The following is a 24265-nucleotide window of genomic DNA, read 5'->3' on the forward strand; positions in this document are numbered from 1 at the left end:
TTAATTGTTAGCTTTTTTGGTTTCTATTTCTTCATATACACTTGAGGTAATGACTTGTAACACCTCTTTAACATCTGTTCTCTTGTTTTCTAAAAACCACTTTACCATTAACTCTTTCGCCAATTGTTCTTTGTTCATTTCGCATCCTCCTGATTCCATTCTACACGTATTTAGAACCATACAAAGTCTCTCCTTTTTATAAATTGTAAAATTATAGGCGACCCATTTTTGAAACATACCCCTTTGGAATGGGTCACCCCTAAAAGCACGAAAAGTCACTACTAAGTAGTGACTTTTTTTAAATTCTATTCAGCTAGTTCCCGGATCGTTAAACATATATTTTATTTCTGTTTGTTTCTGTTGAACTTCTTTCTGTTCAAAATCACTTAAACTTCCTCCCCACAAACTCACAATCCCCAGAATCATTAATACTGTCACTATCTTCACTTTCACGCCAACACAACCCCTTCCTTGTTAAGAATCATTTTATACATTTGTCCATAAAAACTCAATCCCATTAATTCAAATTCCAGTAACGCCTGTTTAATACCATCAATATCCTGAATACACATCGAATGTGCAATTCGAGAAAAAGGAGTATGCCCAGCTTCTTTTAACTCTTCAAAAATAGAAAGTGCAAGTTCGCGATTCCCGAAACGATACTCAAATGTCGCCCGCTCAGTTGGATGAAGTGTCGATACATCAATTTTATCAATGTTTATATTATTATATATCCGGACGTGAGCTAAAGTGGTTTGGACTGCTATATATTTTTGAGATTGCTGAGATACTTTAATTTCCTTTAACATATCCCCCGCTTGTACCAAAAGGGCTTCAGCCTTTATAGGATTCTCAACCTGAAAACTTTCCGCCAAACACGAAACGCCTGTCATTTTAATCATCGGAATATCAATAGGTGAATCAATAATCCTATAAGCAATTTTTCTACACTCATTCAACTCTATCCTCCATAAATGCATAAATGCAATGCGTTCATCTGCAAACATGCGAAGGTAATCTTTTATTCTCCCTTTCTTAATTAGTTTAAGATTTGCCTCAACCTCATCTACATATTGAATAATTGCATTATTATTAGGTTTATCCGCCAACGCTAACATATATAAAATGTTAGCCATAACTTGAACATGCGGATTCGAAGAAAAACGAGTCTCCCTAATTTTTTCGTAAAGTAGTTGCCCTCTTAATTCATTTTTATTACGTTTATTAAACAATATGTATATTGTAAAAAATATTGATAAACTAGAATTTTCTTTATTTTGTTCAATAAGCGCATTCATTAAACTATATTCACCTTGTACCTGACAATAAATTAACCCTACTTCTAAATGTGCTGGATGATTACATGCTAGAAAATACTTAGCTGTAATTTTTCGTTTATCCTCAGGATTTTCATACAGAAAATTTATAGCTGTAAAAAACAATTCTACATCCATTTCGCTTTCTGCATTTATACCCCTTCGGAATGTTTCACGACTTGCACCAATCCTTATAGCAAATTGCCGACGTGTGAACCCAGAAGATTCAATTTTCTCCAACAATTCGTCCATAACTTTTTTCATGTTGTTCCCCCTTACCCTTAAAACATAAAAATCCACCATCCTATTTTCTCAACCTCTAAACTGCACTACGAATGATGAATATCTGTTAAACTAAGGAGGAACTCGTATGATGCAAATGTTTGTCCTAAGGTAGGTTTAGGATGAACGGTGTGAGAGGCTTTATGGGTGGACCTCTTACACACGCTCTGCGAGTTTTATGCTTTAATTTATTTTGTTTTTTATGACTATTCTGTCTATTAGTTTGATACAAACCCATATACTGTATCCAAAGCCAATTTTAGCACAAACACATATTCTATTCCATCATGAAATATATTTCTCAATATAGCTTCTAAGAAAAATATTGAAATTATTCGACTTCTGTTTCAAATATTTCACACAAATAATGAATTGAAGTTCATTTTTTATTGTATTCTACTCAAATCAAGGTAGAAACCAGCCAATTTTCAGTAATTACACCCAACCAATTAAAAATTGTATTACAATATTATAAAAAACAAATGTCGAATTTTCTCAATATACGCCCCACAATCATTATGGTAATATGATTTCATCCTTACTTGTATCATCCTGATTGGTGTCCCTAACCAATCTCCCCCACTAATCCTAGTGGGGAATTTTATTTTTGGAGTATTTTCGGATTTAAATATGCTATACTGTTTTAAACGGCAATTTTATTTTCATGTAGGTAATATGTTATTAAAATTAAAGTGGTTCAAGTCAAAGAAAAGGCTCTCAATTTATTTTGGGAGCCTTTTCTTTTGGTAACAAACAAGTTATAATCTACTCAATAAATTGAATTATCAATCTTTATATATACAGGAGGGATTCCTATGGTGGTCTACAAAGATAAAGAACGTGGAACATATTTCTTCGTTGTCAGAGTCCGTCAGTTTGATGGTACTCAAAAGCAAGTAAAGCGTCGTGGGTTTAAAACGAAAAAGGAAGCACGCGAAGCCGAGGCGAAAATGTTGATTGAAAAAGAAACGAACTCAAGCTTGACGTTTGCTCAAGTTGCGGATAGTTATTTTGATTGGTATTGTCAGAGGAGGAAGGAATCTTCAATAGTCACTATTCGAAATGTTATTTACAATCACTTAGTACCCGAATTTGGAAAGATAAAGATAGATCATATCGTACCGAAACATATCATGAATTATCAAAACAAAGTTATAAATACATACTCAGCTAAACATCTAAAGAAGATTCATGCCGTACTATCTGCGATATTTAATTTTTCAATTAAATTTCATGGTCTTACGAATAACCCCGCAAGAATTACAGGTAATTTTGAAAAAGAATCCAATAAACGAATGAATTTCTGGGAATTTGAAGAGTACAAACAATTTATTTCTGTCGTGAACGAACTGTTATATAAAGCCTTTTTTTCTACGCTTTATTATAGTGGTGCTAGAAAAGGGGAATTGCTGGCTTTAACTTGGGAGGATATTAATTTTTCTGACAAAACAATTGACATTAATAAAACTGAATTTGAAAGAAAAACTACAAAACCAAAAACAAAAGCATCTAATCGAATAATTATGTTACCAACATGCTGCATTCAATTATTAGAAGAATTAAAAAGAGAATACTCTAAAGAATTTTCTGTGAAAAATAATTACGTTGTATTTGGAAATTTTTATAACAGCATTGCTGTTTCCACTCTCCGTAGGAATTACCAAAAATATTTAAAGTTAGCAGGTGTCAAACCCATTTTACTTCATGAATTTAGGCATTCTCATGCATCTTATTTAATAAACAAAGGCGTTAGTCCACTTGTAGTAGCCCAACGCCTAGGTCACTCAAATGTATCAACTACACTGAATACTTATAGTCATTTATATCCATCAAAACAGGCGGAAGTAGTTGCGTTCATGGAGAATGATTTGATATAATTATTCCCAAAACGTTACCATTAATCCACAAATCATTGCTACAACTTATTTAAACGAGAAGTTAACCTTCTGGTTCTGTTTGGTTCTGCGCAGTCGCTTGCGTTACAACACTTGTTTTACTCGCATTTCCCTCATCATATTTGACATTTTTAACTGCAAAATAGATAAGAAAATGTCCTGCACCTAAAATACATAATAAGTAAGGTAAACTTTTTTCAGGCGGAAAGAATAGTACAGCACATAAAAAACTTAAAATCGAGCAGATTCTTCCTGCATTTAACCATAATTCCCGGACAACTACATACTCTACACGCCACTCTCTCGCATTTTTCGCTCTGCCAATTACATCATATGTCATGGACCCGTACGGAACGAGCAAAATAGGGTATGCAATCGCAATACACGCTGCATAAATAAGTAATTTTGCGTATGTAACATTGAATATAACTAAAAATACGACAGCATATAAAATAATGCCTCCAAGCAAAATTGCTTTTTTTCGCCATTCTTTCTTTAACATACGAGTAACTAAATAGTAACACACAAATGATACAGCTGAATTTACTAAGCTATACTTCCCTAATGCGAGCTCGCTATCAGTTGCTAAATACACGTACACGGAAATCACAAAAATAAACGTTCCCTCTCTCAGCCCTTGGAAAAAATGAGCACGTGTAATTCTTCCCCAATTTTTATCAATCTGCCGCTCTTTCAATACTTGTACAATTTCATACCGTCCTTCACATTCTCTCTTAGATACAAAAAAGCTTAAAATGACAGCAATTGCAAATAACAGTAACGAAAGAAAGAATATGACTGTATAGCCACTCCATTTTTCCATACGTGAAATTGTGTATCCAGCTGCTATCGGTCCAATCATGCCAGAGAAGGATGTAAGAAGCCCAAGAAACCCATTAAAGAAATCTCTTGTTTCTGGTTCTGTAATCTCAAATGTTAATAAGTTAAACGCGAGCCAGTAAAAACCATATCCGACTCCTAAAAGAGCCCCCATTAATAAAATATAGTGAGAAGCGCTTTTTCCCGCTACTAAAACAACGATAAAAAAAATTGCCAACGTGCCTACGCCTATTCGTAACAAGATTGAGCGATCAATACGTTTCGCTAATTTCCCACCTATAAGAAATGTGAGAGGCTGTAATACAACGCTGGCCAAATTATACAAGCCAAGATTCACATAATTTTGTGTTTGTTTCCATAAATAAATGTTAACAAACGTATTCGATAAAGAAATTGCGAGCGTGTATAAACCTCCAATAAGGAGCAATAACACTAAATCCCGATTCACTTCAACGTCACCAATTATATGTTTCCACTTCATACACAACTCTCCTTTACTTCATGTTCTAGTCTTCCAAAGACAAGCCCAATTATGTAAAAGGAAAGCATAGAAAAAAGCTAGGAGCATTCTCCTAGCTTTTTCTATCGTTATTACAATTATTTAGCTTCTTGGTAACGTTTTTCAGCAGCGTTCCAATCTACAACGTTCCAGAATGCACCGATGTAGTCTGGACGACGGTTTTGGTAATTTAAGTAGTAAGCATGTTCCCAAACATCTAAACCGATAACTGGAGTTTTACCTTCAGTTAGAGGAGAATCTTGGTTTGGCGTGCTTGTTACTTCTAACTCACCATTATTTACTACTAACCAAGCCCAACCAGAACCGAAGCGAGTTGCGCCAGCTTTTGCGAATTCTTCTTTGAATGCATCGAAGCTACCGAATTTCGCTTCAATTGCAGTTGCAAGTTCGCCTACTGGTTGTCCGCCACCATTTGGAGATAAGATTGTCCAGAAGAATGTATGGTTAGCATGTCCGCCACCATTGTTACGTACTGCTGTACGGATTGCTTCTGGTACTTCGTTTAAGTTTGCAACTAATTCTTCTACGCTTTTGTCAGCTAATTCTGCATGACCTTCTAAAGCAGCGTTTAAGTTTGTAATGTACGTGTTATGATGTTTTGTATGATGGATGTTCATTGTTTCTTTGTCAAAGTGAGGCTCTAAAGCATCATACGCATAAGGTAAATTTGGTAATTCGTGTTTTGCCATTGTTATATTCCTCCCAGTTTATGTATTGCCACTTAAGTGACATACAACTTCATTCTACCCTAATTGCCATAGGGTGCAAACAAATAAATCACATTGTCTTGCTATCACTAACGTAGCAAAATTCCCACTTCTTTTCAATTAAAATGCTCATATATTCCGTAAAAAAAGCTCCCTTCTACAAGGAAGCTTCCTGCTGACATAATAAACATGTGAAATGGATATGGACCCTGTAGGACTCGAACCTACGACCGGACGGTTATGAGCCGTCTGCTCTAACCAGCTGAGCTAAGGGTCCACAATTATGTATGTAACAACATATCAAATAAAGGAATTCCTATCGGATATATCCTTTAAGAAATGTAAGATAAATTTACCATATAGAAAAGAAAAGTGTCAATTGTATTTTTCTCATTCAAAAGAAGAAAATTAATAAAAAGAAATTTAGTTATCTCCACTATATGTAAATATAATATATCTTGAGATTCCCTAGATTCCTACGTTACAATGATTTTATACATAAAGGAAGTGAATCTATGTCCATATTTACCCAATTAGCAAAAAGCGTATATTCGCCTAAAGATATGGCGCTATTCCGTTTTCAAAAAATCGGAAAAACCATTTTGTATATTATGCTACTTTGTCTAATCACTACTATTCCAAGAACATTCTTTTACGGTAGCTTTATCCAAGATAGTGTTACCATGGTAAATCAAGCAATTGAAAAAGATTTACCTGATTTTAAAATCGAAAACGGTGAACTAAAAGCAGATATTGAACAACCTATTCAAAAGGAAGAGGGAGATGCTCTTTTCGTATTTGATCCCAATACAACAGATATAGAACAATATCAAAACAAAACTGGTTTATTTATTTTAAAAGATAAAGTAGTTTCTATAGGAAATGGTCAGCAACAAACTTACTCCTACAATGATTTATTAGGGACATCTCTTGAGAAGAAAGATTTGCAAGATTTCATTTCTGTTTTCGATAGTATTTATCCAATTTTACTAGTCGTTATCGGCGTGTTAGTATACCTGTTCCAATTATTTATTACTTTCTTAGGAATTACTTTACTTGCGTTTATAGGTTCAGCTATGAGTGGTCAACGTAAATTATCTTATAAGCAAGTATGGACGTTAACTGCATATAGCTACACAATTCCAACCATCTTCTTTATGATTATGGATTTATTCAAAATTGTTGTGCCTGGTTCAACATTCATTTATATCGCCGTTGTTTTAATTGTTCTATACTTAACGATTAAAGAAGTTCCAAAACCGAAAGAAAAATAAGAACAAAAAAATGCCTAAATAGGCATTTTTTTTTTGGACAAGCATATATTCCTAGCAAAGGAGTGAAGAATATGAAGAGATTAGGTATATTCTTATTCGTGCTTGTTCTTGGTTATATATTTTATTACGATATAAAAATCGGCACTTTACCGATGTTAAGTTCATATAAAAAAACAAATGCGGCCCAAACGATAAAACAAGAAAGTACAGATACAAAACAAAATAAAGAAAACAAAGCAGAAAAAGAAACAGATGTCACTTATAAAACAATAGAAGTCAAAACAGGTGATACCGTCCTTTCCATTACAGAAGCGATTAATAAGAAGAAAATTCCTTCTATCGAAAAAGTAATTGATGATTTTAAACAATTAAATAAAAATACATCTGCTACAAAAATACAAATTGGAAAGTCTTATAAATTCCCGTTATATCAATAAGCAATCACTTAATCCTTGTCAATTACATAAAGGCGCTGATACAATAGTAAAAGTGAAACCGAGCACTTCGGTTTCTATAGCCCTGTATCACATATACTATCATTGATATGAGGGACTAAATAAGAAACTTCTTTTATAAGGAGAGCGATCTATTCGTGAATGAAATGACTCATCGTACAAAAACACGTCCAGTTAAAGTCGGTAATTTAACAATTGGCGGTAATAATGAATTAATTATACAAAGTATGACAACAACAAAAACACATGATGTTGAAGCAACAGTTGCTGAAATTAAACGTTTAGAAGAAGCTGGCTGTCAAGTCGTTCGTGTTGCTGTTCCAGACGAACGCGCAGCAAATGCTATTGCTGATATTAAAAAACAAATCAACATTCCACTTGTTGCTGATATTCATTTTGATTATCGCCTTGCTTTAAAAGCAATTGAAGGTGGCATTGATAAAGTACGTATCAATCCAGGTAACATTGGTCGTCGCCATAAAGTAGAAGCTGTTGTAAATGCAGCAAAAGAACGCGGTATTCCAATCCGTATCGGTGTAAACGCAGGTTCATTAGAGCGTCACATTTTAGAAAAATATGGATACCCAACTGCAGATGGTATGGTCGAGAGCGCCCTACATCACATTAAAATTTTAGAGGACTTAGATTTCCACGATATTATTGTATCTATGAAAGCCTCTGATGTTAATTTAGCAATTGAAGCATACGAAAAAGCTGCACGTGCTTTTGATTATCCATTACATTTAGGTATTACAGAATCTGGAACATTATTTGCCGGAACTGTAAAAAGTGCCGCTGGTCTTGGAGCAATCTTAAATAAAGGCATCGGAAATACACTACGTATTTCATTAAGTGCTGACCCAGTTGAAGAAGTGAAAGTTGCACGCGAACTGTTAAAGTCATTCGGCCTTGCATCTAATGCAGCAACACTTATTTCTTGTCCAACTTGCGGTCGTATTGAAATTGACTTAATTAGCATCGCTAACGAGGTAGAAGAATACATCTCTACACTAAAAGTACCAATTAAAGTTGCAGTACTTGGCTGCGCTGTAAACGGTCCTGGTGAAGCTCGTGAAGCTGATATCGGTATTGCTGGTGCACGTGGAGAAGGATTATTATTCCGTAAAGGGCAAGTTGTTCGTAAAGTACCAGAAGAAATCATGGTAGAAGAACTGAAAAAAGAAATCGACGTAATCGCTGCTGAAATGGCTGCTGAACGAGAAAAAGAAAAAGAAAAAGAAAAAGAAAAAGAAACACAAGAACAATAAAAAGAAGGTTGCCACAATATTTGTGAGCAACCTTCTTTTCTACGTAAAAAGCTCGTCAGTTATATAACTGACGAGCTTTTACTTTGCACATTTTGGACAACGGCCGTATATTTCAAACTTATGACCGGTTACTTCATAACCGGTAAAATCTTTATTCATAAAATCCATCGGGCAGGAAGTAATCTCTTTCGTCCCCCCGCAATCTAAACAAATAAAATGATGATGATGTTCCATAATAGAACATGTAAAACGAAAATGTTTTTCACCATTTAATTCCGTTTGTTCCAGAACACCAATTTCAGCAAACACCGTTAAGTTACGATAAATCGTATCAAAGCTAAGACCTGGATAATCATCCTTCATATGCTCTAAAACGTCTTTCGCCGTTAAATAACGATTGTGAGCTGCAAATAACCTGAGCATTTCTTCCCTTTTCCCAGTATGTTTGTATCCTTTATCTTTCATTAGGCGTAAAGCTTCTGTTAGATTCATATCTATCCCTACTTTATGCAGTTTTTTTCTTTTTCCATAAAATCGCACCAATTAAAATAAGAACTGCTATCATAACAATCGTACCACCTGGTGCTAAATCAAGTTGATATGAAGCAAACATTCCACCAATTACTGCAATTTCACCAAATAAAATGGAAAAGAAAATTGTTTGTTTAAATCCATTCGCAATACGAATACTTGCTGCAACTGGTAACGTCATTAATGATGATACGAGAAGAACCCCTACTACACGCATTGATACTGCAATGACAAGAGCAACCAATATAATGAAAATAAAGTGAATCCACTTTGCACTCAAACCAGTTGATACAGCATATTCCTCATCAAACGATAGTAAAAGTAACTCTTTGTATAATAAAGTAATCGTTACAATAACAACAATTGCTACAATGCCAATAATGATTAAATCTGTACTTGTTACAGCACTTACACTCCCAAATAAATAACTAAATAAATCTGTGTTAAATCCATTTGCAAGTGATATAAAAATAACACCAATCCCCATTCCTGCTGAAAGAATAATCGGAATTGCTAATTCTTGATAATGTTTATATACAGTACGTAATTTTTCAATTAGTAACGCCCCACCAATAGAAAAAACCATTCCCATATATAAAGGATTTAAAAATCCTCCTGTGAAAATTGTTTTTTCTAGTAGTAAACTTGCAGCAATACCCGATAATGTCACGTGACTTAATGCATCCGCAATAAGAGACATACGGCGAATGACAACAAATACACCGATAAGCGGTGCAACAAGTCCAATTAAAATTCCTGCATATAAAGAGTTACGTAAAAAGTCATATTGTAAAAAATCTTGTATCATTATATCCTCCCGTGATGCTCATGCTCGTGTTCTAAACGATGAACATGGTGTCCATATAAGACGGACATTTCTGCATCTTCTAACTCTCGGAACTTCTCTACATTTCCATGGAAATGTAGATGTTGGTTTAAGCATGCAACATGTGTTACCTTCTCCGTAACAGCTCCCATATCATGAGTAACGAGAATTAATGTGATTCCTAACCTTTTGTTTAAATCCTCTAATATCTCATAAAAACTTTCTACATTCTTCACATCGATTCCAACAGTGGGCTCGTCCAAAATAAGTAATTCAGGATCACTAACGAGCGCTCGAGCAATAAATACACGCTGTTGTTGTCCACCAGAAAGTTCTCCGATATTGCGCCCTTGAAACTCACTCATCCCTACATCAGCGATTGCTTTTTCTACCTTTTCCTTATCGTTTTTCGTAAAAAAGCGAAACAAACCTTTTTTCGAAACGAGTCCCATTGATACAACTTCAAAAACAGTTGCCGGAAAACCAGAATTAAAGCTATTTGCCTTTTGCGACACATAACCAACTTTGTTCCATTCTTTAAACTTCTTACTATCAACACCAAATAAACGAATACTTCCCTGTTTCGGCTTTAAAACGCCTAATAAACATTTTAGCAAAGTTGATTTCCCAGAACCATTTGGTCCAACTAAACCTAAAAAAGCTCCCTTCGGAACTTGCAAATTAATATCTTCTAACACATTTCGATCTTCATATCGAAATGACAATCCTTCTATCTCTAATATATTATTCATAGCATCTCACCTATTTTAATTCAGAATGATTCCGATTTATATCTATTTGAATTATAGTACAGCTTATTATAGTTGTAAACCAATCTGCCTAAAATATATCATTTTTTTCAAGAAACCTTACTATTATAACAAAAAGCAGAGAAAAATTCTCTGCTTTCGTAAAATATTCCTATAAAGTGAAACTTTAATCAGTGGGGGTTTTCTTCATCCCCCACTGATTATTAGTTGAACCAATCGGACGTTTACGGACAGTTGATCTCCCACCTAACTTCTTTGCTCCAACTGAATTTTGAGGTGGGAGTTTACTGTCCGTTAACGCGGGATAAAATGTAATCTTAATCAGATGAGGCAATCTCCTACCGATTATTTGCCCTCAAATAGCAGGATACATATTTTAGTGAATAGCTGATTTAAACTTACCACCATTTGTCTCTTGTGTGCTCATAATCGTAACAAACGCATTCGCATCAATTTCATACACAATTGACTTTAGCTTTGTCACTTCCAGACGTGTTACAACTGCATAAATAACTTCTTTTTCTTTATCCGTATAACCGCCTTTTGCTACAAGTTTTGTAGTTCCACGACCAAGACGATGCAAAATCGCATTTGATACTTCCTCATATTGATCTGATACAATTAAAACTGCTTTCGTTTCATCTAAACCTTGAATGACTGTATCAATTGTTTTGAAGGCAATATAATACGCCATAACAGAATACATAGCTTGTTCAACACCAAATACAAATGCTGCCCATGCAAAAATGAATAAGTTCACAAACATTACAAATTCACCAACAGAGAAAGGTAATTTCTTCGTTAATAAAATACCCATAATTTCTGTTCCGTCCATAGATCCACCATGACGAATAACGAGCCCTACACCAAGACCTAAAATAAGACCACCAAACACTGTTGCTAAAATTGGCTCTGTTGTAAATGGCGGAACAGCATGTAAGGTTGATTCAATAAATGCTAAAGCTACAATACCGAACGCCGAAGATAGCATGAACGTTTTTCCGATTTGCTTATAGCCTGAATACATAAATGGGATATTGAGAATAACGACTAGAGTAGAGAAACTTAACCACCCAATATTAGGAGTAAGATAATCTAATATAAGAGAAATACCAATAATTCCACCATCAATAATTTTATTTGGCATTAAAAATAGTTCAATCGCTACCGCTGCGCATGCTGCCCCAAAAATAATCATAACTAAACGATAAATAAGATGGATAACACTTTCTTTTCGATGTTGCTTCTGCTCCATAAATCCTCCCTATACTCTTTTTCTATAGTTTTGTCCTTATATTATAACATACGCTTCTTTTTCTCATGAAAAAAGAAACTCTATACGAATATGTACAAGCTACGTACTCATATATTTCGATAGAAGAACGTGTGAAGGAGGATAACTCGATGAACCTCATTAAACAACTCGTAAATAAAAAATTAAATCATATTTCTACAAAAGAGTTATTGAAATATAGCAAAGAATATGAAGTCTCTATTACGACTGCCCAAGCTGATCAAATTGTTTTACTTATGAAAGGAAAGAATATTAACATTTACGATAATGACGAACGGCTAGCGCTCTTAAAACAAATAGCAAAAGTAACCTCCCCTGCTACTGCCCAACAAGTAAATACTTTATTTCAGCAACTACTAAAATAAGGAGGGGAAAATCCCCTCCTTATTGCTTATTGCGCTTTAATTTTCTCAAGAATTCCTTCATCAAAAGTACCATTTTTCAGCATTTCGATTTCTAATTTATATGGTGGCTTCTTATCTTTTTTATCTTCACCTACATATGGCGTTTCAAGAATTTTTGGTACGTGCATTAACTGCGGATGATGCACAATATGATGTAACGCTTTATAACCGATATGACCGAAGCCGATATTTTCATGACGGTCCTTTCCTGCGCCGCGTACATTTTTACTATCATTAATATGAAGTACCTGCAAACGATCAATACCAACAATCTTATCAAATTCGTTTAATACGCCGTCAAAATCATTTACAATATCATATCCTGCATCGTGCGTATGACACGTATCAAAGCATACTGATAATTTCTCATTATATTTTACACCATCAATAATCTTTGCAATTTCTTCAAAGCTACGACCGCATTCTGTTCCTTTTCCTGCCATCGTTTCTAACGCAATGTTAACCGTCTGTTCTGGCGTTAACACTTCATTAAGTCCTTTAATAATTTGTTGAATACCAGCATCCGCTCCTGCCCCAACGTGCGCACCTGGGTGAAGAACGATTTGTTTCGCCACACCTAATGCCGATGTTCTTTCAATTTCCATGCGAAGGAAGTCCACACCTAATTGGAATGTTTCTGGCTTCGTCGTATTCCCAACATTAATAATGTATGGCGCGTGTACGATGATTTCCTCAATACCGTTTAGTTCCATATGTTTTCTTCCTGCTTCTATATTCAATTCTTCAATTGGTTTTCTTCGTGTATTTTGCGGCGCACCTGTATAAATCATAAACGTCGTTGCACCGTATGAAACAGCCTCTTCACTTGCTGCTAATAACATTTTCTTACCACTCATGGAAACATGAGATCCAATCTTTAACATACAATCACCTCTTCAATATACAATAGATATAATGATAGCATAATTTGTAGAAATATGTAGTGAATTGTTTGTTCCTAAAACACTACGCAAATTGTAACTGGCTACACCGAAACTTTAATCAGTGTTTTTTCCATTCCCCACGGATTATTAGCCCTCACCAATCGGACTTTTATGGGCAGCCCGCCCCCCCACCTAACTTCTTTGCTTTCGCTGAATTTTGAGGTGGGGGTCTTACCGCCCATTAAAGCGGGATAAAAAAAGATAAGGGGGCTCCCCTTATCTTTTTTTATTGCTATATTTTTTCTTCACTTTGTCACGTTCTGTTGCAAGTTTACGTTTATAGTTTGGTTTTACTTTTTTCGGCTTTTTAATAACTTTTGTTGCCATAACGTCAAGTTCATCATTTGGTTTCTTACGGCTCTTACGACGACGACGTTCACCTAAATCCGCCCACTCATCTCCGCGTAAATCTACATGCTTGAATTCAATATGACGTTGTTTTTCTAAACTATCTAACGCTTCTTCGTTTGCTGGATCATAAATCGTCACTGCAATACCTGAATGCCCTGCACGTGCTGTTCTTCCAACGCGGTGAACGAAGAAATCTAAGTCCGATGGAAGTTCGTAGTTAATAACATGACTAATTCCTTCAATATCAATACCACGTGCTGCTAAATCAGTTGCAACAATATATTGGAATTCAAGGTCACGAATTTGTTTCATCATTTTTTTACGATCACGCGGCGATAAATCTCCGTGAATTCGTCCAACTTTTAAGCCACGTTCCATTAATCCGTCAGCAACCTGATCCGCCATCTTCTTCGTATTCGTGAAAACAACTGCTAAATATGGTTTAAATTGTAGCAACATTTTGTTCACTAAATCGATTTTGTTACGATGTTTAGAAGGTACTAAATAATGTTCAATATTCCCAGCCGCAACTTGTTTTGGATTGATATGAATATGCTCTGGATTCTCCATATATTTCTTCAGAAACGGTTTTAGTTTTTGAGGAATTGTTGCAGAGAAAACTAGCATTTGCAAGTTTCCAGGCATGCGTGCTGCAATTTTGTCTACATCATGAATGAATCCCATATCAAGCATTAAGTCTGCTTCATCGACAATAATCGTATTTGCTTTATGAACAAATAGCGCTTGCTCTTCTACTAAATCTTTAATACGTCCTGGTGTTCCAACTACAACATGAGGTTGCTTTTTCAACTTTTCAATTGATCGTTGTTTATCAGTTCCACCAATTAAACAACGTGCTGTAATCATTTGATCTTCCGCACAAAACTTTGTTAATTTCACGATTTCTTCGTAAATTTGTTGTGCTAACTCACGAGTAGGCGCTGTAATAACAAGTTGTACTTCTTCACGACTTGCATTAATTCTGTTCAATGTAGGAAGTAAGTATGCATGTGTTTTCCCAGAACCTGTTTGGGATTGTCCAATTACACTTACACCTTTTTTCACAACCGGGAAAATTTTCTTTTGAATTCCTGTCGGCTCTGTAAAGCGTAGTTCACGAACTGCATCTATTAAAAATGGTTTAAAATCATACTGTGTAAAAGTTTGTTGTGTCATAAGTTACACCTTCTTTCTAAATTTCTACTGCGCGCACAAATCAGTCAAGTCTACATTATATCGAAATCTACAAGTAAAATCCATCTTTAGTTTAGGTTTTTCCTTCAAAAACTAACCTTCTTCCCTCTTATTGCATATTGTATGTGTATATACCTAACTGAAGAAAGGAGGATTTCTCACATGTTTCCAAAATCCCCCACAAGGCAAATGTATCCGAATCCAGGACAGCAACCTTATACACCATATCCAATTCCACAACTACCACCGATGGCACAAAAAAAGAAAGGGTTCCTTGCTAAACTCTTTAAAAAAAATGATCCCACCGAGCCTTTCATGCAAATGGTTCCACCTTATCGACAAATGGAAGGACCGCCGCCAATGATGCACCAGCAACCGCCGCCCCAATATCAACAACAATACCAATACCAGCAACAATACCAACAACAATACCCGCAGCAATACTCACAACAATATCAACCATACATGCAGCGGCATCCAGAGCAAATGATTCCCCCTCAAATGTATGAATCAAATGAAACGCGCGGCGGTGCAGCAACTACAGCAGCATCCAGTAGCGGCATTGGCAGCTTTTTTGCGAATTTAATTTCGAATCCAACTAATATGATAAACAATATCGAAAAAGTATCACAAGTCGTTCAATCTGTAAGTCCTGTTGTCGAACAGTACGGTCCTATTATGCGTAACCTACCAAGCATTGTTAAAATCCTCACCTCCGGAAAAAGTACGGAAGAAAATCAAACTAAAGATCAAGCTGAAGATGTAGCAGAAAAAGTTGAGGTAGCAACTCCGCCTCCTCCACAAAAAAAAAGAAAAAGAAAAAGAAAAAAAATAGTGATTGAGCCAGTCATAGAAAAAGAATTACGAGAGGAGCCTGTTCAAAAAATAGCAACAAAACCAAAACTATATGTGTAACAATCCTTTGTTTTCTATCCACTCCTCCTTTATAATGTAAAAGACTATGCACAAAAGTATCCCTTGTTTAGAAGGAGAGGATTACTCATATGAAAATTGTTAAAATTTCCCCTCGTGGTTATTGCTACGGTGTTGTGGACGCGATGGTTATTGCACGTAACGCCGCATTAGATACATCATTACCAAGACCTATTTATATTTTAGGTATGATTGTTCACAACAAACATGTAACAGATGCGTTCGAAGAAGATGGCATCATTACATTAGACGGTCCAAGTCGGTTAGAAATTTTAGATAAAATCGAATCTGGTACTGTTATTTTCACTGCACACGGTGTTTCTCCAGAAGTTAAACAACGTGCAAAAGAAAAAGGTTTAACGACAATCGATGCCACTTGTCCAGATGTTACAAAAACACATGACCTTATTGAAGCAAAGAAAGCTGAAGGTTACCACGTCATTTATATCGGCAAAAAAAATCATCCAGAACCAGAAGGCGCAGTTGGTATCGCACCTGATATCGTTCATCTTATTGAAAGAGCTGATGATTTAAAAACATTAGAAATTCCAACGGATAAGATTTTAGTTACGAACCAAACGACAATGAGCCAATGGGATGTTCAGCATTTAATGGAGGACATCCAGAAGAAATTCCCAACAGCAGAATTCCATAAGGAAATTTGTTTAGCAACTCAAGTTCGCCAAGAAGCGGTCGCTAAACAAGCTGATGTTGCCGATTTAACAATTGTTGTCGGTGATCCGAAAAGTAACAACTCAAACCGTTTAGCACAAGTATCACAAGAAATCGCTGGTACGAAAGCATACCGCGTCGCAGACGTAAGTGAGATTAAATTAGAGTGGCTACAAGGTGTAGAAAACGTAGCTGTTACAGCAGGTGCTTCTACTCCAACTCCAATTACGAAAGAAGTTATCGCTTTCTTAGATCAATATGATCCAATGAATCCCGCTACGTGGGAGAGAGTTCGAAAAGTACCGTTACAAAAAATATTACCTCGTGTCAAAGTGAAAAAAGAACAATAATAAAAACCGTTGCCTATATGAGCAACGGTTTTTATTTTTCTTATACAAATGTAAATGGATCTGTATGTAATTGCGAAGCATGAATGTGTACATTGAGTTTCTTTGCATCCACTTTTTCTTGTAATTGCTTTTGCACACCTTGCTTCATTACTTTTTCAACGTTATGTCCTGGGTCAACTATATTTAAACCGAGCATCATCGCATCATGAGCAACATGATAATACATGTCACCTGTTACATATACATCCGCTCCCTTAAATTTAGCTTGATTGATGTATTTATTACCATCGCCACCAAGTACAGCTACTTTGCGCACTTTATCATCTAATTTCCCAACAACTCGTGCACCCTTTACATCTAATGATTTCTTTACATGTTCTGCAAACTGTCCAAGTGTCATTTCTTCTTGTAAATATCCTATTTTCCCAAGACCTAACGTTTCGCCTTTGTTATCAAGTGGATACACATCATACGCTACTTCTTCATATGGATGTGCTGTTACCATTGCTTTAATCACCTTTCGCTGTAGTGAAGCTGGAATAATCGTTTCGATTCGCACTTCTTCTACGCGCTCTAACTGTCCAGTTTCCCCGATATAAGGATTTGTCCCCTCTTGAGGTACAAACGTACCTGTACCCTCGCTACTAAACGTACAGTGGCTATAATTGCCGATATGACCAGCACCTGCGTCTCCTAATACTTTCCGTACTTCTTCTGCATGAGTTACTGGCACAAACACAACAACCTTTTTCATTTCTTCTGCATATGTCGGTGCCAGAACTTCTGTATTTTGCAATCCTAACGCCTCAGCAAGTAAATCATTTACCCCACCCTTAGCGACATCCACATTTGTATGTGCTGCATAAATGGCAATATCATTTTTAATACACGTTTCAATAATTCTTCCATACGCTTTATCTGTATGAATCGCTTTTAACGGATTAAAAATTAAAGGATGATGCGCAATAATGACATTCGCTCCTAATTGAATTGCTTCCTCCACAACTTCTTCCGTTACATCTAACGCAATCAATACGTGCTGTACAGGTTTATTAAGCGCTCCAATCTGCAGGCCAATCTTATCTCCTTCCATTGCCAAATGCTTCGGATACATACTTTCAAATAAAGAAATAATTTCATGGCCGTTTGGAATTTTACTCATGATAAAACCTCCCCTATCATTTTCATTTTCGCTTCTACTTCCGCACGCTTCGCTTTTGTTTCTTCAGAATCAGCCGCACGTTCTAACTGTTTTAAAATATTTTGGAAGTTTTTCAATTCTCCTTCCCATTTCTCAACGAAAGCTTCACCTTTTTCTTTTATTAAAAATGGACCCATAAACAATTCAGCCTGCTTATTTTCAGAGTAAGGCATCGCAATGTTTCCACGCTCTCCTACTAAGATCTCGTAAATTTTCCCATCTTCTTTTACGATTTTTTCATGGATAAGTTCCCACCCATTTTCAATAAACCATTCACGAATATGATGCGCTGCAATATTCGGCTGCAAAATTAAACGCGTTACACCTTCTAATTTTTCTTTACCACTTTCTAAAATGTCACGAATTAACGCTCCGCCCATTCCGGCAACCGTAATTACATCTACTTCTCCTGGCGCGATAACAGCTAATCCATTCCCTTTACGCACATCCACTTTATCTTGTAAGCCACTTTCAGCTACAGTTGCTTGTGCAGAGCGAAATGGTCCATCTACAACCTCTCCTGCAACTGCTTTTGTAGCAATATTATTTATAATTGTATAACACGGTAAATACGCATGATCCGATCCAATATCAGCAACTGTAGATCCTACTGGTATTTCACGCACAACTTCTTCTAATCGTTTTGAAAGCTTTACTTCATTCATGTATTTCCATTACTCCTTCTCTTGTCAGTCTGTCTCCATGATAATGAATTTATAGTAGTTGTTGCAAGCCCATAACAACAATTCACTTCTCGATCATTCATCGTATTTTAGAAAATATAGAAAAACAAGCCCTTTGCATAAGCAAAAGGCTTGTCATACGGAACTTTATTTTTTCTTCGACAACCAATCAGCTACTTTAGCCGCTTGATCAGCTGGAACTATATTTGGTGGCATATTTCCTTTTCCTTTCGAAAGAATTTCTTTAATTTCATCTTTTGAAAGTTTCCCACCAATCTTTTGTAAATTAGGCCCTACTGCCCCTTGTAACTGGTCACCGTGGCAGCTCGTACAGCTTTGCTTCACAATATCCTCTGGCTTCGATGCTGTTTGCGCTGGCTTCCCACCATTTTTTGCATCAGCTAACTCTTTAGATTTATTTAGCCCCTGAAATGAAAATACAAACATAACGATAATACCTAATGCTGCAATAAGAGCGAACGGAATCAGCGGATTACGTTTCATATCTCTTCTCCCCCCTCTATACCCCTAAATAGTTAGATGATTCAGTCATTTCCATTGTACTTGAAAACGCTCTATCAGAAAAGAGTAAACTACTAATCGTTAAAAATATTCCATAAATTCAGTTTATTGTTTTTTATTGTTATATCGCTTATTATTTCGATAATTATTAACGTTTCTCATCATATTTTTCACTTTTCTACATATATTTTTGTATAGAATAAACAAAATTAATCGAAAAATCGAAAAATGAGCATTTGCAAATCAAAAGACAATTCTGTAAAATAAATTACAAGAAATTGTAATCGTTACTGACAGCTAAAGTTTAACAAAAATTAACAAAATAAAAAAGTTTACTTCACAAAGGTGAAGTAAACTTAAAGGTAGCCTATTCTAAGAAATCCTTAAGACGCTTACTACGACTTGGATGTCTTAATTTACGAAGTGCTTTTGCTTCAATTTGACGGATACGTTCTCTCGTTACGCCGAATACTTTCCCAACTTCTTCAAGCGTACGAGTTCGTCCATCATCTAAACCAAAGCGAAGACGCAGAACATTTTCTTCACGATCTGTTAGTGTATCTAACACATCTTCTAACTGTTCTTTTAGCAATTCATACGCTGCATGGTCCGCAGGCGATGTTGCTTCTTGGTCTTCAATGAAGTCACCTAAATGGGAGTCATCCTCTTCACCAATTGGTGTTTCAAGAGAAACTGGCTCCTGTGCAATTTTTAAGATTTCGCGTACTTTTTCTGGAGCAAGATCCATTTCTTCACCAATCTCTTCAGGAGATGGTTCGCGTCCTAAATCTTGTAATAATTGACGTTGTACACGAATTAACTTATTGATCGTTTCAACCATATGAACTGGGATACGAATTGTTCGTGCTTGGTCTGCAATCGCACGTGTAATCGCTTGACGAATCCACCAAGTTGCATACGTACTAAATTTGAAACCTTTACGATAATCGAACTTTTCAACGGCTTTAATTAGACCCATATTCCCTTCTTGGATTAAGTCTAAGAAAAGCATACCACGGCCCACGTAGCGCTTTGCAATACTTACTACAAGACGTAAGTTTGCTTCTGCAAGACGACGTTTCGCTTCTTCATCGCCATCTTCAATACGCGTTGCAAGTCGAATTTCTTCTTCTGCAGATAGTAAATCTACACGACCAATTTCTTTTAAATACATACGAACAGGATCATTGATTTTAACCCCAGGCGGTACACTTAAATCATTAAGGTCGAATTCTTCTTCTGTTTTTGAAATTTGGCGATTATTAGGACCTTCTTCGTTGTCATTGTCACCAACTAAGTCAATCCCTTGTTCACCTAAATATTCGTAGTATTCATCCATTTGATCGGATTCAATTTCAAATCCATTCATGCGTTCTGCAATCTCTTCATATGTAAGAACGCCACGTTTTTTTCCGAGCTCAGTGAGTTGTTCTTTCACTTGCTCAAGGGTCATTTCAGTTTCAATTTGTTTAGAACGAGCTGGTTTGTCAGCCATCTGTTCCCCTCCTTACGCGAGATACAAACATTCATTATACTAAAAATTTATCAAAAAAGCTATTTTCTCGCCTTTTGATTTTGTAAATATGCTACATAATATTTAGCAGCCTCTACAGGATCTGTTTTTTCCATTTGTTTTATCTTAAAGATGATTTCCGTCTTTTCAAGTTTTTCTTGATGACGTCTAAGCGTCTCCAAATGGCCTTGCAACACTTCTTCTGTGTATTCTGGATTAATAAATTCATCCGTCGAAATATCAGTGATAATATTTTTCAACTTCTCATCAGAGAGCCAACTTAAAAATGTTCCGACTGAAGGTTCATTTCCCTTTTCATAATATGCGTATAGTTCATATAAAATCCCTTTATGTTCTTCTGTGTGAAAATCTTCTATGTGGGATTCCATACGAACAGCCACTTCTGGACTTTGCAACATATGGTAAATAATTTCTCTTTCTGCCCTTTCAAAACCTGTTAACTTCGGTTTTGTTTGAACAATTTGAGACGGCTTAGAAACCTGCTTTACTTGTTTTTGCTGTACCTTTTGTTCTTTGCGATATTGGTGCAATTGATTCAAAAGCGTTTCCATTGAATACGAAAATTCTTGCGATAATGACTTCAAATATGATTCTGCCTGCATCGCATCCTGTAGCAACGATAACTCTTTTAAAACATTTTTCACATATTCTTCTTTGCCAGACTCATCTTGCAAATTTTTCCCTAAACGCAAATAATTTATTTTAAAACCAACAAAACTTATACTTGATTTCACAAGATTTTCAAAAGCAGTTGTCCCATATTGTTGCACATATTCATCAGGGTCAAGCTTATCTGGCAAGGATGTAACTTTAACTTGGCAACCAACTTTTAGCAATAATTGCCCTGCTTTCATCGTTGCTTCTCGCCCTGCTTTATCACCATCATAGCAAAGAACAACAGTTTCAACGTTACGTCGCAGAAGTTTTGCTTGTTCTTCAGTTAAAGCTGTTCCCATTGTCGCAACAGCTTCTTCCACACCACTTTTTACCGCAGCTAGTACATCGGCATACCCTTCAAAAAGGACCACTTGCCCACGTTTTCTAATAAACGGCCTCGCTTGGTGGAAGTTATACAACAATTTACTTTTATGAAAAATCGGTGTTTCAGGGCTATTTAAATATTTCGGAGTATCATCTCCTAGCGCCCTTCCACTAAACGCTATCACTTTACCTTGTAACGTATAGATTGGAAACATAACCCTTCCACGGAAGCGATCATAATGACTACCATCCTTCTCGCTTCTTATGAGAAGGCCAGCTTGTTCCATACTCGACAGCGATAAACCTCTTTTTTGTAAAATTTTCGTTGCTGCATCCCAAGCAGGTGATGCATAACCAATTTCAAACTTCTCAATCATCTCTTTCGTAATACCACGTTTTAATAAATACGAAAGTGCTTCATTTCCTTCTTCTGTATTTACTAATAAATGATGATAATACTTTTTCAAAAGTTCATGAGCCTGTTGCATGATGACAGTGTCATCAGATATATCTTCTTGTTGTCCTTGCCCTGATGTATACTCTGCAACCGCAATTCCATTTCTTTCACCTAGCTTTTGAACAGCCTCGGTAAAAGCCAATCCTTCCATTTTCATTAGAAAGGAAAATACATTTCCACCTTCTCCACATCCGAAGCAATGAAAAATTTGCTTATCCGATGAAACAGAGAATGAAGGAGAATTCTCACCATGAAATGGACAAAGGCCGAAATAGTTACGTCCCTGTTTTCTAAGTTGAACGTATTCACCAATCACTTCTACAATATCCGATGACGTCCGAATCTGTTCAACAACTTCTTCGGGAATTCTGTTCCCCATAAATCCATCTCCGTGTCGTATTTTGTATTCGATATAAATTAAAAAATTCCTTTATAATTCGACAATATTTTTTCTAAACTTATTAGAAAGTGTTGTCGATCACGTTATCAAACGATTTTGTAGACCCTTTTCTGCGTACTTTCGCAGATACGTACCTACTATATAAAATTGTATCCATTTGCTCATCTGTTACAAATGTACCTCCTGGAGACAATACATATACACTTTTTTACAAGAAGACTAGCAAGCACCATATCCTATGTGATCACGAGATCTGTTTCTTTTGCACGTTGATACATATAAAAAATCAACTTTAGCTTATTCAGCATCTACATGGATCCAATTTTTCTTGCTACTTCCTTCATCGATGAGCATACGATGTGACAAACAAAATTTCGACATGAACTTTCGTTCCAACTTGCACAATTTTCAGCATTCACAGGATATGCATCTGCATCAACTAATACGATATTGATGTTTTGCATATTTCTGTATTCTACATCCCTTCTGCGAATCCTTCCATAATGTGCGTTTTCTTGTATAGATTTTGTCGATTTAACGTAATTACATGTCTTTTCATAAATCCTATCCCTAGTTTATTCTGAAAAATTAAAGTCTAAACGTAAAATATAGGTTTTTATCACAATTTTTTATTATAATATATTTTCTTCAACTGCGCTACATATCCCTTTATTTTTTCATCTTCTATTTCAGGATAACAAAACCCTGCCTTTAGCATAATAAAAAGACAGAAGAATATAAGTATAACCACTCCACTATAATCTATTACGAAATCAACAGGCATTGTATTTCTCACGAGCGAAAAAAGCACATTCACCTTTGGTAAATGTGCTAAAACATTTTTTGGTTTTGCACTGCATTCACAATAATGTTGGCTGTTTCTTCAATCGCTTTATTCGATACATCAATTACTTGACAATTTATTTTACTAACTACATTCTCAAAGTGATCAATTTCTTCTTTAATACGATTAATATCGGCATATGTTGCACCGTCACTTAGTCCAAGTGATTTCAATCGCTCTTTTCGAATATGATTCAACTTATCTGGCGTAATTTTCAAACCGAAGCATTTTTCTTTAGCCACTTGATATAATTCTTCAGGCGGATCTACTTCTGGTACGAGCGGTACATTGGCAACTTTCAAACGTTTGTTATGAGCTAAATATTGAGAAAGTGGTGTTTTTGATGTGCGCGAAATCCCAATCAACACGATATCTGCTTTTAAAATACCACGTGCGTCTCTACCATCATCATACTTTACAGCAAACTCAATCGCTTCAATCTTTTTAAAGTATTCTTCATCTAATCTACGAACAACACCCGGCTCATATCTTGGTACTTGCCCTGTAATTTCTTCAATTTGATCAATAAGAGGCCCGATAATATCATATGCCTCTACGCCTTCTTTCGCAGCCTCTGTCACTAAATACTGGCGCATGTCAGGCTTTACTAACGTGAAACAAATAAGCGCTTGATTGCTCTTAGCAATTGAAATCACTTCTTTTAATGTCCCTGTATCTTCTACATATGGTACACGTCTAATATCAGGAGCGAATGGGAATTGACCCATCGCTGCTCGAACAACCAAATCAGCCGTTTCTCCAACAGAGTCAGATACGACATATACGATTTTATTATCCATTACATTACCTCACTTTA

General features: G+C 35.9%; 26 protein-coding genes and 1 tRNA gene. 7 read left to right on the forward strand and 20 right to left on the reverse strand.

Translation table 11 applies throughout. The features are described 5' to 3' along the window. The 3 genes from PDL00_RS12165 to PDL00_RS12175 form a co-directional block, all read right to left on the reverse strand. A complete protein-coding gene (locus tag PDL00_RS12165; protein WP_179860833.1) occupies positions 1-138 on the reverse strand; it encodes a hypothetical protein in 138 nt (45 codons plus the stop codon). Positions 139-309: 171 nt separating this feature from the next. Next, positions 310-453, reverse strand: a complete 144-nt coding sequence (locus PDL00_RS12170; protein ID WP_179860832.1) for a hypothetical protein — start codon at positions 451-453, stop codon at positions 310-312. Further along, entirely contained in the window at positions 450-1580 is a 1131-nt protein-coding gene (locus PDL00_RS12175) for an AimR family lysis-lysogeny pheromone receptor (protein ID WP_098127377.1), read from the reverse strand. The genes PDL00_RS12170 and PDL00_RS12175 overlap by 4 nt, the downstream gene beginning before the upstream one ends. A gap of 833 nt (positions 1581-2413) precedes the next feature. Between PDL00_RS12175 and PDL00_RS12180 the strand changes: the two genes are divergently transcribed. Continuing rightward, positions 2414-3475: a tyrosine-type recombinase/integrase gene (locus PDL00_RS12180; RefSeq protein WP_270729252.1), complete on the forward strand. Its 1062-nt coding sequence runs from the start codon at positions 2414-2416 to the stop codon at positions 3473-3475. Positions 3476-3536: 61 nt separating this feature from the next. On the opposite strand, the gene PDL00_RS12185 is transcribed toward PDL00_RS12180, so the two are convergent. The 3 genes from PDL00_RS12185 to PDL00_RS12195 all read right to left on the reverse strand — a co-directional run bounded on the left by PDL00_RS12185 (position 3537) and on the right by PDL00_RS12195 (position 5837). Beyond that, complete coding sequence (locus tag PDL00_RS12185; RefSeq protein ID WP_097819265.1) at positions 3537-4814, reverse strand: MFS transporter; 1278 nt, start codon at positions 4812-4814, stop codon at positions 3537-3539. Positions 4815-4930: 116 nt separating this feature from the next. Continuing rightward, a complete protein-coding gene (gene sodA / locus PDL00_RS12190; RefSeq protein ID WP_001052031.1) occupies positions 4931-5542 on the reverse strand; it encodes a superoxide dismutase [Mn] in 612 nt (203 codons plus the stop codon). Between the two features lie 221 nt (positions 5543-5763). Next, positions 5764-5837: transfer RNA gene (locus PDL00_RS12195), tRNA-Ile, on the reverse strand. A gap of 238 nt (positions 5838-6075) precedes the next feature. On the opposite strand from PDL00_RS12195, the gene PDL00_RS12200 reads away from it, so the two are divergent. The 3 genes from PDL00_RS12200 (at position 6076) to ispG (ending at position 8557) form a co-directional block, all read left to right on the forward strand. Next, positions 6076-6834 (forward strand): DUF1189 domain-containing protein, encoded by a 759-nt coding sequence (locus tag PDL00_RS12200; protein ID WP_242254754.1) that lies wholly within the window; start codon positions 6076-6078, stop codon positions 6832-6834. A gap of 71 nt (positions 6835-6905) precedes the next feature. After that, entirely contained in the window at positions 6906-7271 is a 366-nt protein-coding gene (locus tag PDL00_RS12205; RefSeq protein WP_242254756.1) for a hypothetical protein, read from the forward strand. 164 nt (positions 7272-7435) lie between these two features. Beyond that, positions 7436-8557, forward strand: coding sequence for a flavodoxin-dependent (E)-4-hydroxy-3-methylbut-2-enyl-diphosphate synthase (gene ispG, locus PDL00_RS12210; RefSeq protein ID WP_122974127.1), 1122 nt, complete (start codon positions 7436-7438; stop codon positions 8555-8557). Positions 8558-8635: 78 nt separating this feature from the next. Here the strand turns inward: ispG and PDL00_RS12215 are convergent, their stop codons facing one another. The 4 genes from PDL00_RS12215 to PDL00_RS12230 all read right to left on the reverse strand — a co-directional run bounded on the left by PDL00_RS12215 (position 8636) and on the right by PDL00_RS12230 (position 11939). After that, positions 8636-9049: a Fur family transcriptional regulator gene (locus PDL00_RS12215; protein WP_242254758.1), complete on the reverse strand. Its 414-nt coding sequence runs from the start codon at positions 9047-9049 to the stop codon at positions 8636-8638. A gap of 13 nt (positions 9050-9062) precedes the next feature. Further along, positions 9063-9896: a metal ABC transporter permease gene (locus PDL00_RS12220; protein WP_270729256.1), complete on the reverse strand. Its 834-nt coding sequence runs from the start codon at positions 9894-9896 to the stop codon at positions 9063-9065. Beyond that, positions 9896-10666 (reverse strand): metal ABC transporter ATP-binding protein, encoded by a 771-nt coding sequence (locus PDL00_RS12225; RefSeq protein ID WP_001059649.1) that lies wholly within the window; start codon positions 10664-10666, stop codon positions 9896-9898. The genes PDL00_RS12220 and PDL00_RS12225 overlap by 1 nt, the downstream gene beginning before the upstream one ends. Positions 10667-11060: 394 nt before the next feature. After that, positions 11061-11939 (reverse strand): YitT family protein, encoded by an 879-nt coding sequence (locus tag PDL00_RS12230; RefSeq protein ID WP_270729258.1) that lies wholly within the window; start codon positions 11937-11939, stop codon positions 11061-11063. Positions 11940-12088: 149 nt separating this feature from the next. On the opposite strand from PDL00_RS12230, the gene PDL00_RS12235 reads away from it, so the two are divergent. After that, positions 12089-12343 (forward strand): DUF2624 domain-containing protein, encoded by a 255-nt coding sequence (locus tag PDL00_RS12235; protein ID WP_061677324.1) that lies wholly within the window; start codon positions 12089-12091, stop codon positions 12341-12343. A gap of 26 nt (positions 12344-12369) precedes the next feature. On the opposite strand, the gene PDL00_RS12240 is transcribed toward PDL00_RS12235, so the two are convergent. Beyond that, a complete protein-coding gene (locus PDL00_RS12240) occupies positions 12370-13266 on the reverse strand; it encodes a deoxyribonuclease IV (RefSeq protein ID WP_000912459.1) in 897 nt (298 codons plus the stop codon). A 276-nt stretch (positions 13267-13542) separates the two neighbouring features. Further along, positions 13543-14853 carry a DEAD/DEAH box helicase gene (locus tag PDL00_RS12245; protein ID WP_270729262.1) on the reverse strand — a complete coding sequence of 437 codons (1311 nt, stop codon included), beginning with the start codon at positions 14851-14853 and terminating at the stop codon, positions 13543-13545. 180 nt (positions 14854-15033) lie between these two features. On the opposite strand from PDL00_RS12245, the gene vrrA reads away from it, so the two are divergent. Both vrrA and PDL00_RS12255 read left to right on the forward strand, forming a co-directional pair. After that, positions 15034-15786: a VrrA/YqfQ family protein gene (vrrA, locus tag PDL00_RS12250; RefSeq protein WP_270729265.1), complete on the forward strand. Its 753-nt coding sequence runs from the start codon at positions 15034-15036 to the stop codon at positions 15784-15786. 89 nt (positions 15787-15875) lie between these two features. After that, positions 15876-16826: a 4-hydroxy-3-methylbut-2-enyl diphosphate reductase gene (locus PDL00_RS12255; protein WP_000706674.1), complete on the forward strand. Its 951-nt coding sequence runs from the start codon at positions 15876-15878 to the stop codon at positions 16824-16826. A gap of 40 nt (positions 16827-16866) precedes the next feature. Here the strand turns inward: PDL00_RS12255 and PDL00_RS12260 are convergent, their stop codons facing one another. The 8 genes from PDL00_RS12260 to PDL00_RS12295 form a co-directional block, all read right to left on the reverse strand. Next, a complete protein-coding gene (locus tag PDL00_RS12260; RefSeq protein ID WP_097819261.1) occupies positions 16867-17988 on the reverse strand; it encodes a Nif3-like dinuclear metal center hexameric protein in 1122 nt (373 codons plus the stop codon). Continuing rightward, positions 17985-18692 (reverse strand): tRNA (adenine(22)-N(1))-methyltransferase, encoded by a 708-nt coding sequence (locus PDL00_RS12265; protein WP_061677313.1) that lies wholly within the window; start codon positions 18690-18692, stop codon positions 17985-17987. The genes PDL00_RS12260 and PDL00_RS12265 overlap by 4 nt, the downstream gene beginning before the upstream one ends. A 165-nt stretch (positions 18693-18857) precedes the next feature. Next, complete coding sequence (cccA, locus tag PDL00_RS12270; RefSeq protein ID WP_000828145.1) at positions 18858-19214, reverse strand: cytochrome c550; 357 nt, start codon at positions 19212-19214, stop codon at positions 18858-18860. A 385-nt stretch (positions 19215-19599) separates the two neighbouring features. Then, complete coding sequence (gene rpoD / locus PDL00_RS12275) at positions 19600-20727, reverse strand: RNA polymerase sigma factor RpoD (protein ID WP_000764063.1); 1128 nt, start codon at positions 20725-20727, stop codon at positions 19600-19602. A 59-nt stretch (positions 20728-20786) separates the two neighbouring features. Further along, positions 20787-22583: a DNA primase gene (dnaG, locus tag PDL00_RS12280; protein ID WP_242255851.1), complete on the reverse strand. Its 1797-nt coding sequence runs from the start codon at positions 22581-22583 to the stop codon at positions 20787-20789. An 82-nt stretch (positions 22584-22665) separates the two neighbouring features. Next, positions 22666-22797: a hypothetical protein gene (locus PDL00_RS12285; protein ID WP_270729271.1), complete on the reverse strand. Its 132-nt coding sequence runs from the start codon at positions 22795-22797 to the stop codon at positions 22666-22668. A 115-nt stretch (positions 22798-22912) separates the two neighbouring features. Next, positions 22913-23068 carry a hypothetical protein gene (locus PDL00_RS12290; protein ID WP_270729273.1) on the reverse strand — a complete coding sequence of 52 codons (156 nt, stop codon included), beginning with the start codon at positions 23066-23068 and terminating at the stop codon, positions 22913-22915. 367 nt (positions 23069-23435) lie between these two features. Continuing rightward, the gene (locus PDL00_RS12295) at positions 23436-24248 is read right to left on the reverse strand and encodes a pyruvate, water dikinase regulatory protein (protein WP_270729275.1); all 813 of its coding nucleotides are present in this window, start codon (positions 24246-24248) and stop codon (positions 23436-23438) included. Positions 24249-24265 lie beyond the last annotated feature (17 nt).

Source organism: Bacillus cereus group sp. TH152-1LC, assembly GCF_027710505.1.
GTDB classification, from domain to species: Bacteria; Bacillota; Bacilli; order Bacillales; family Bacillaceae_G; genus Bacillus_A; species Bacillus_A mobilis.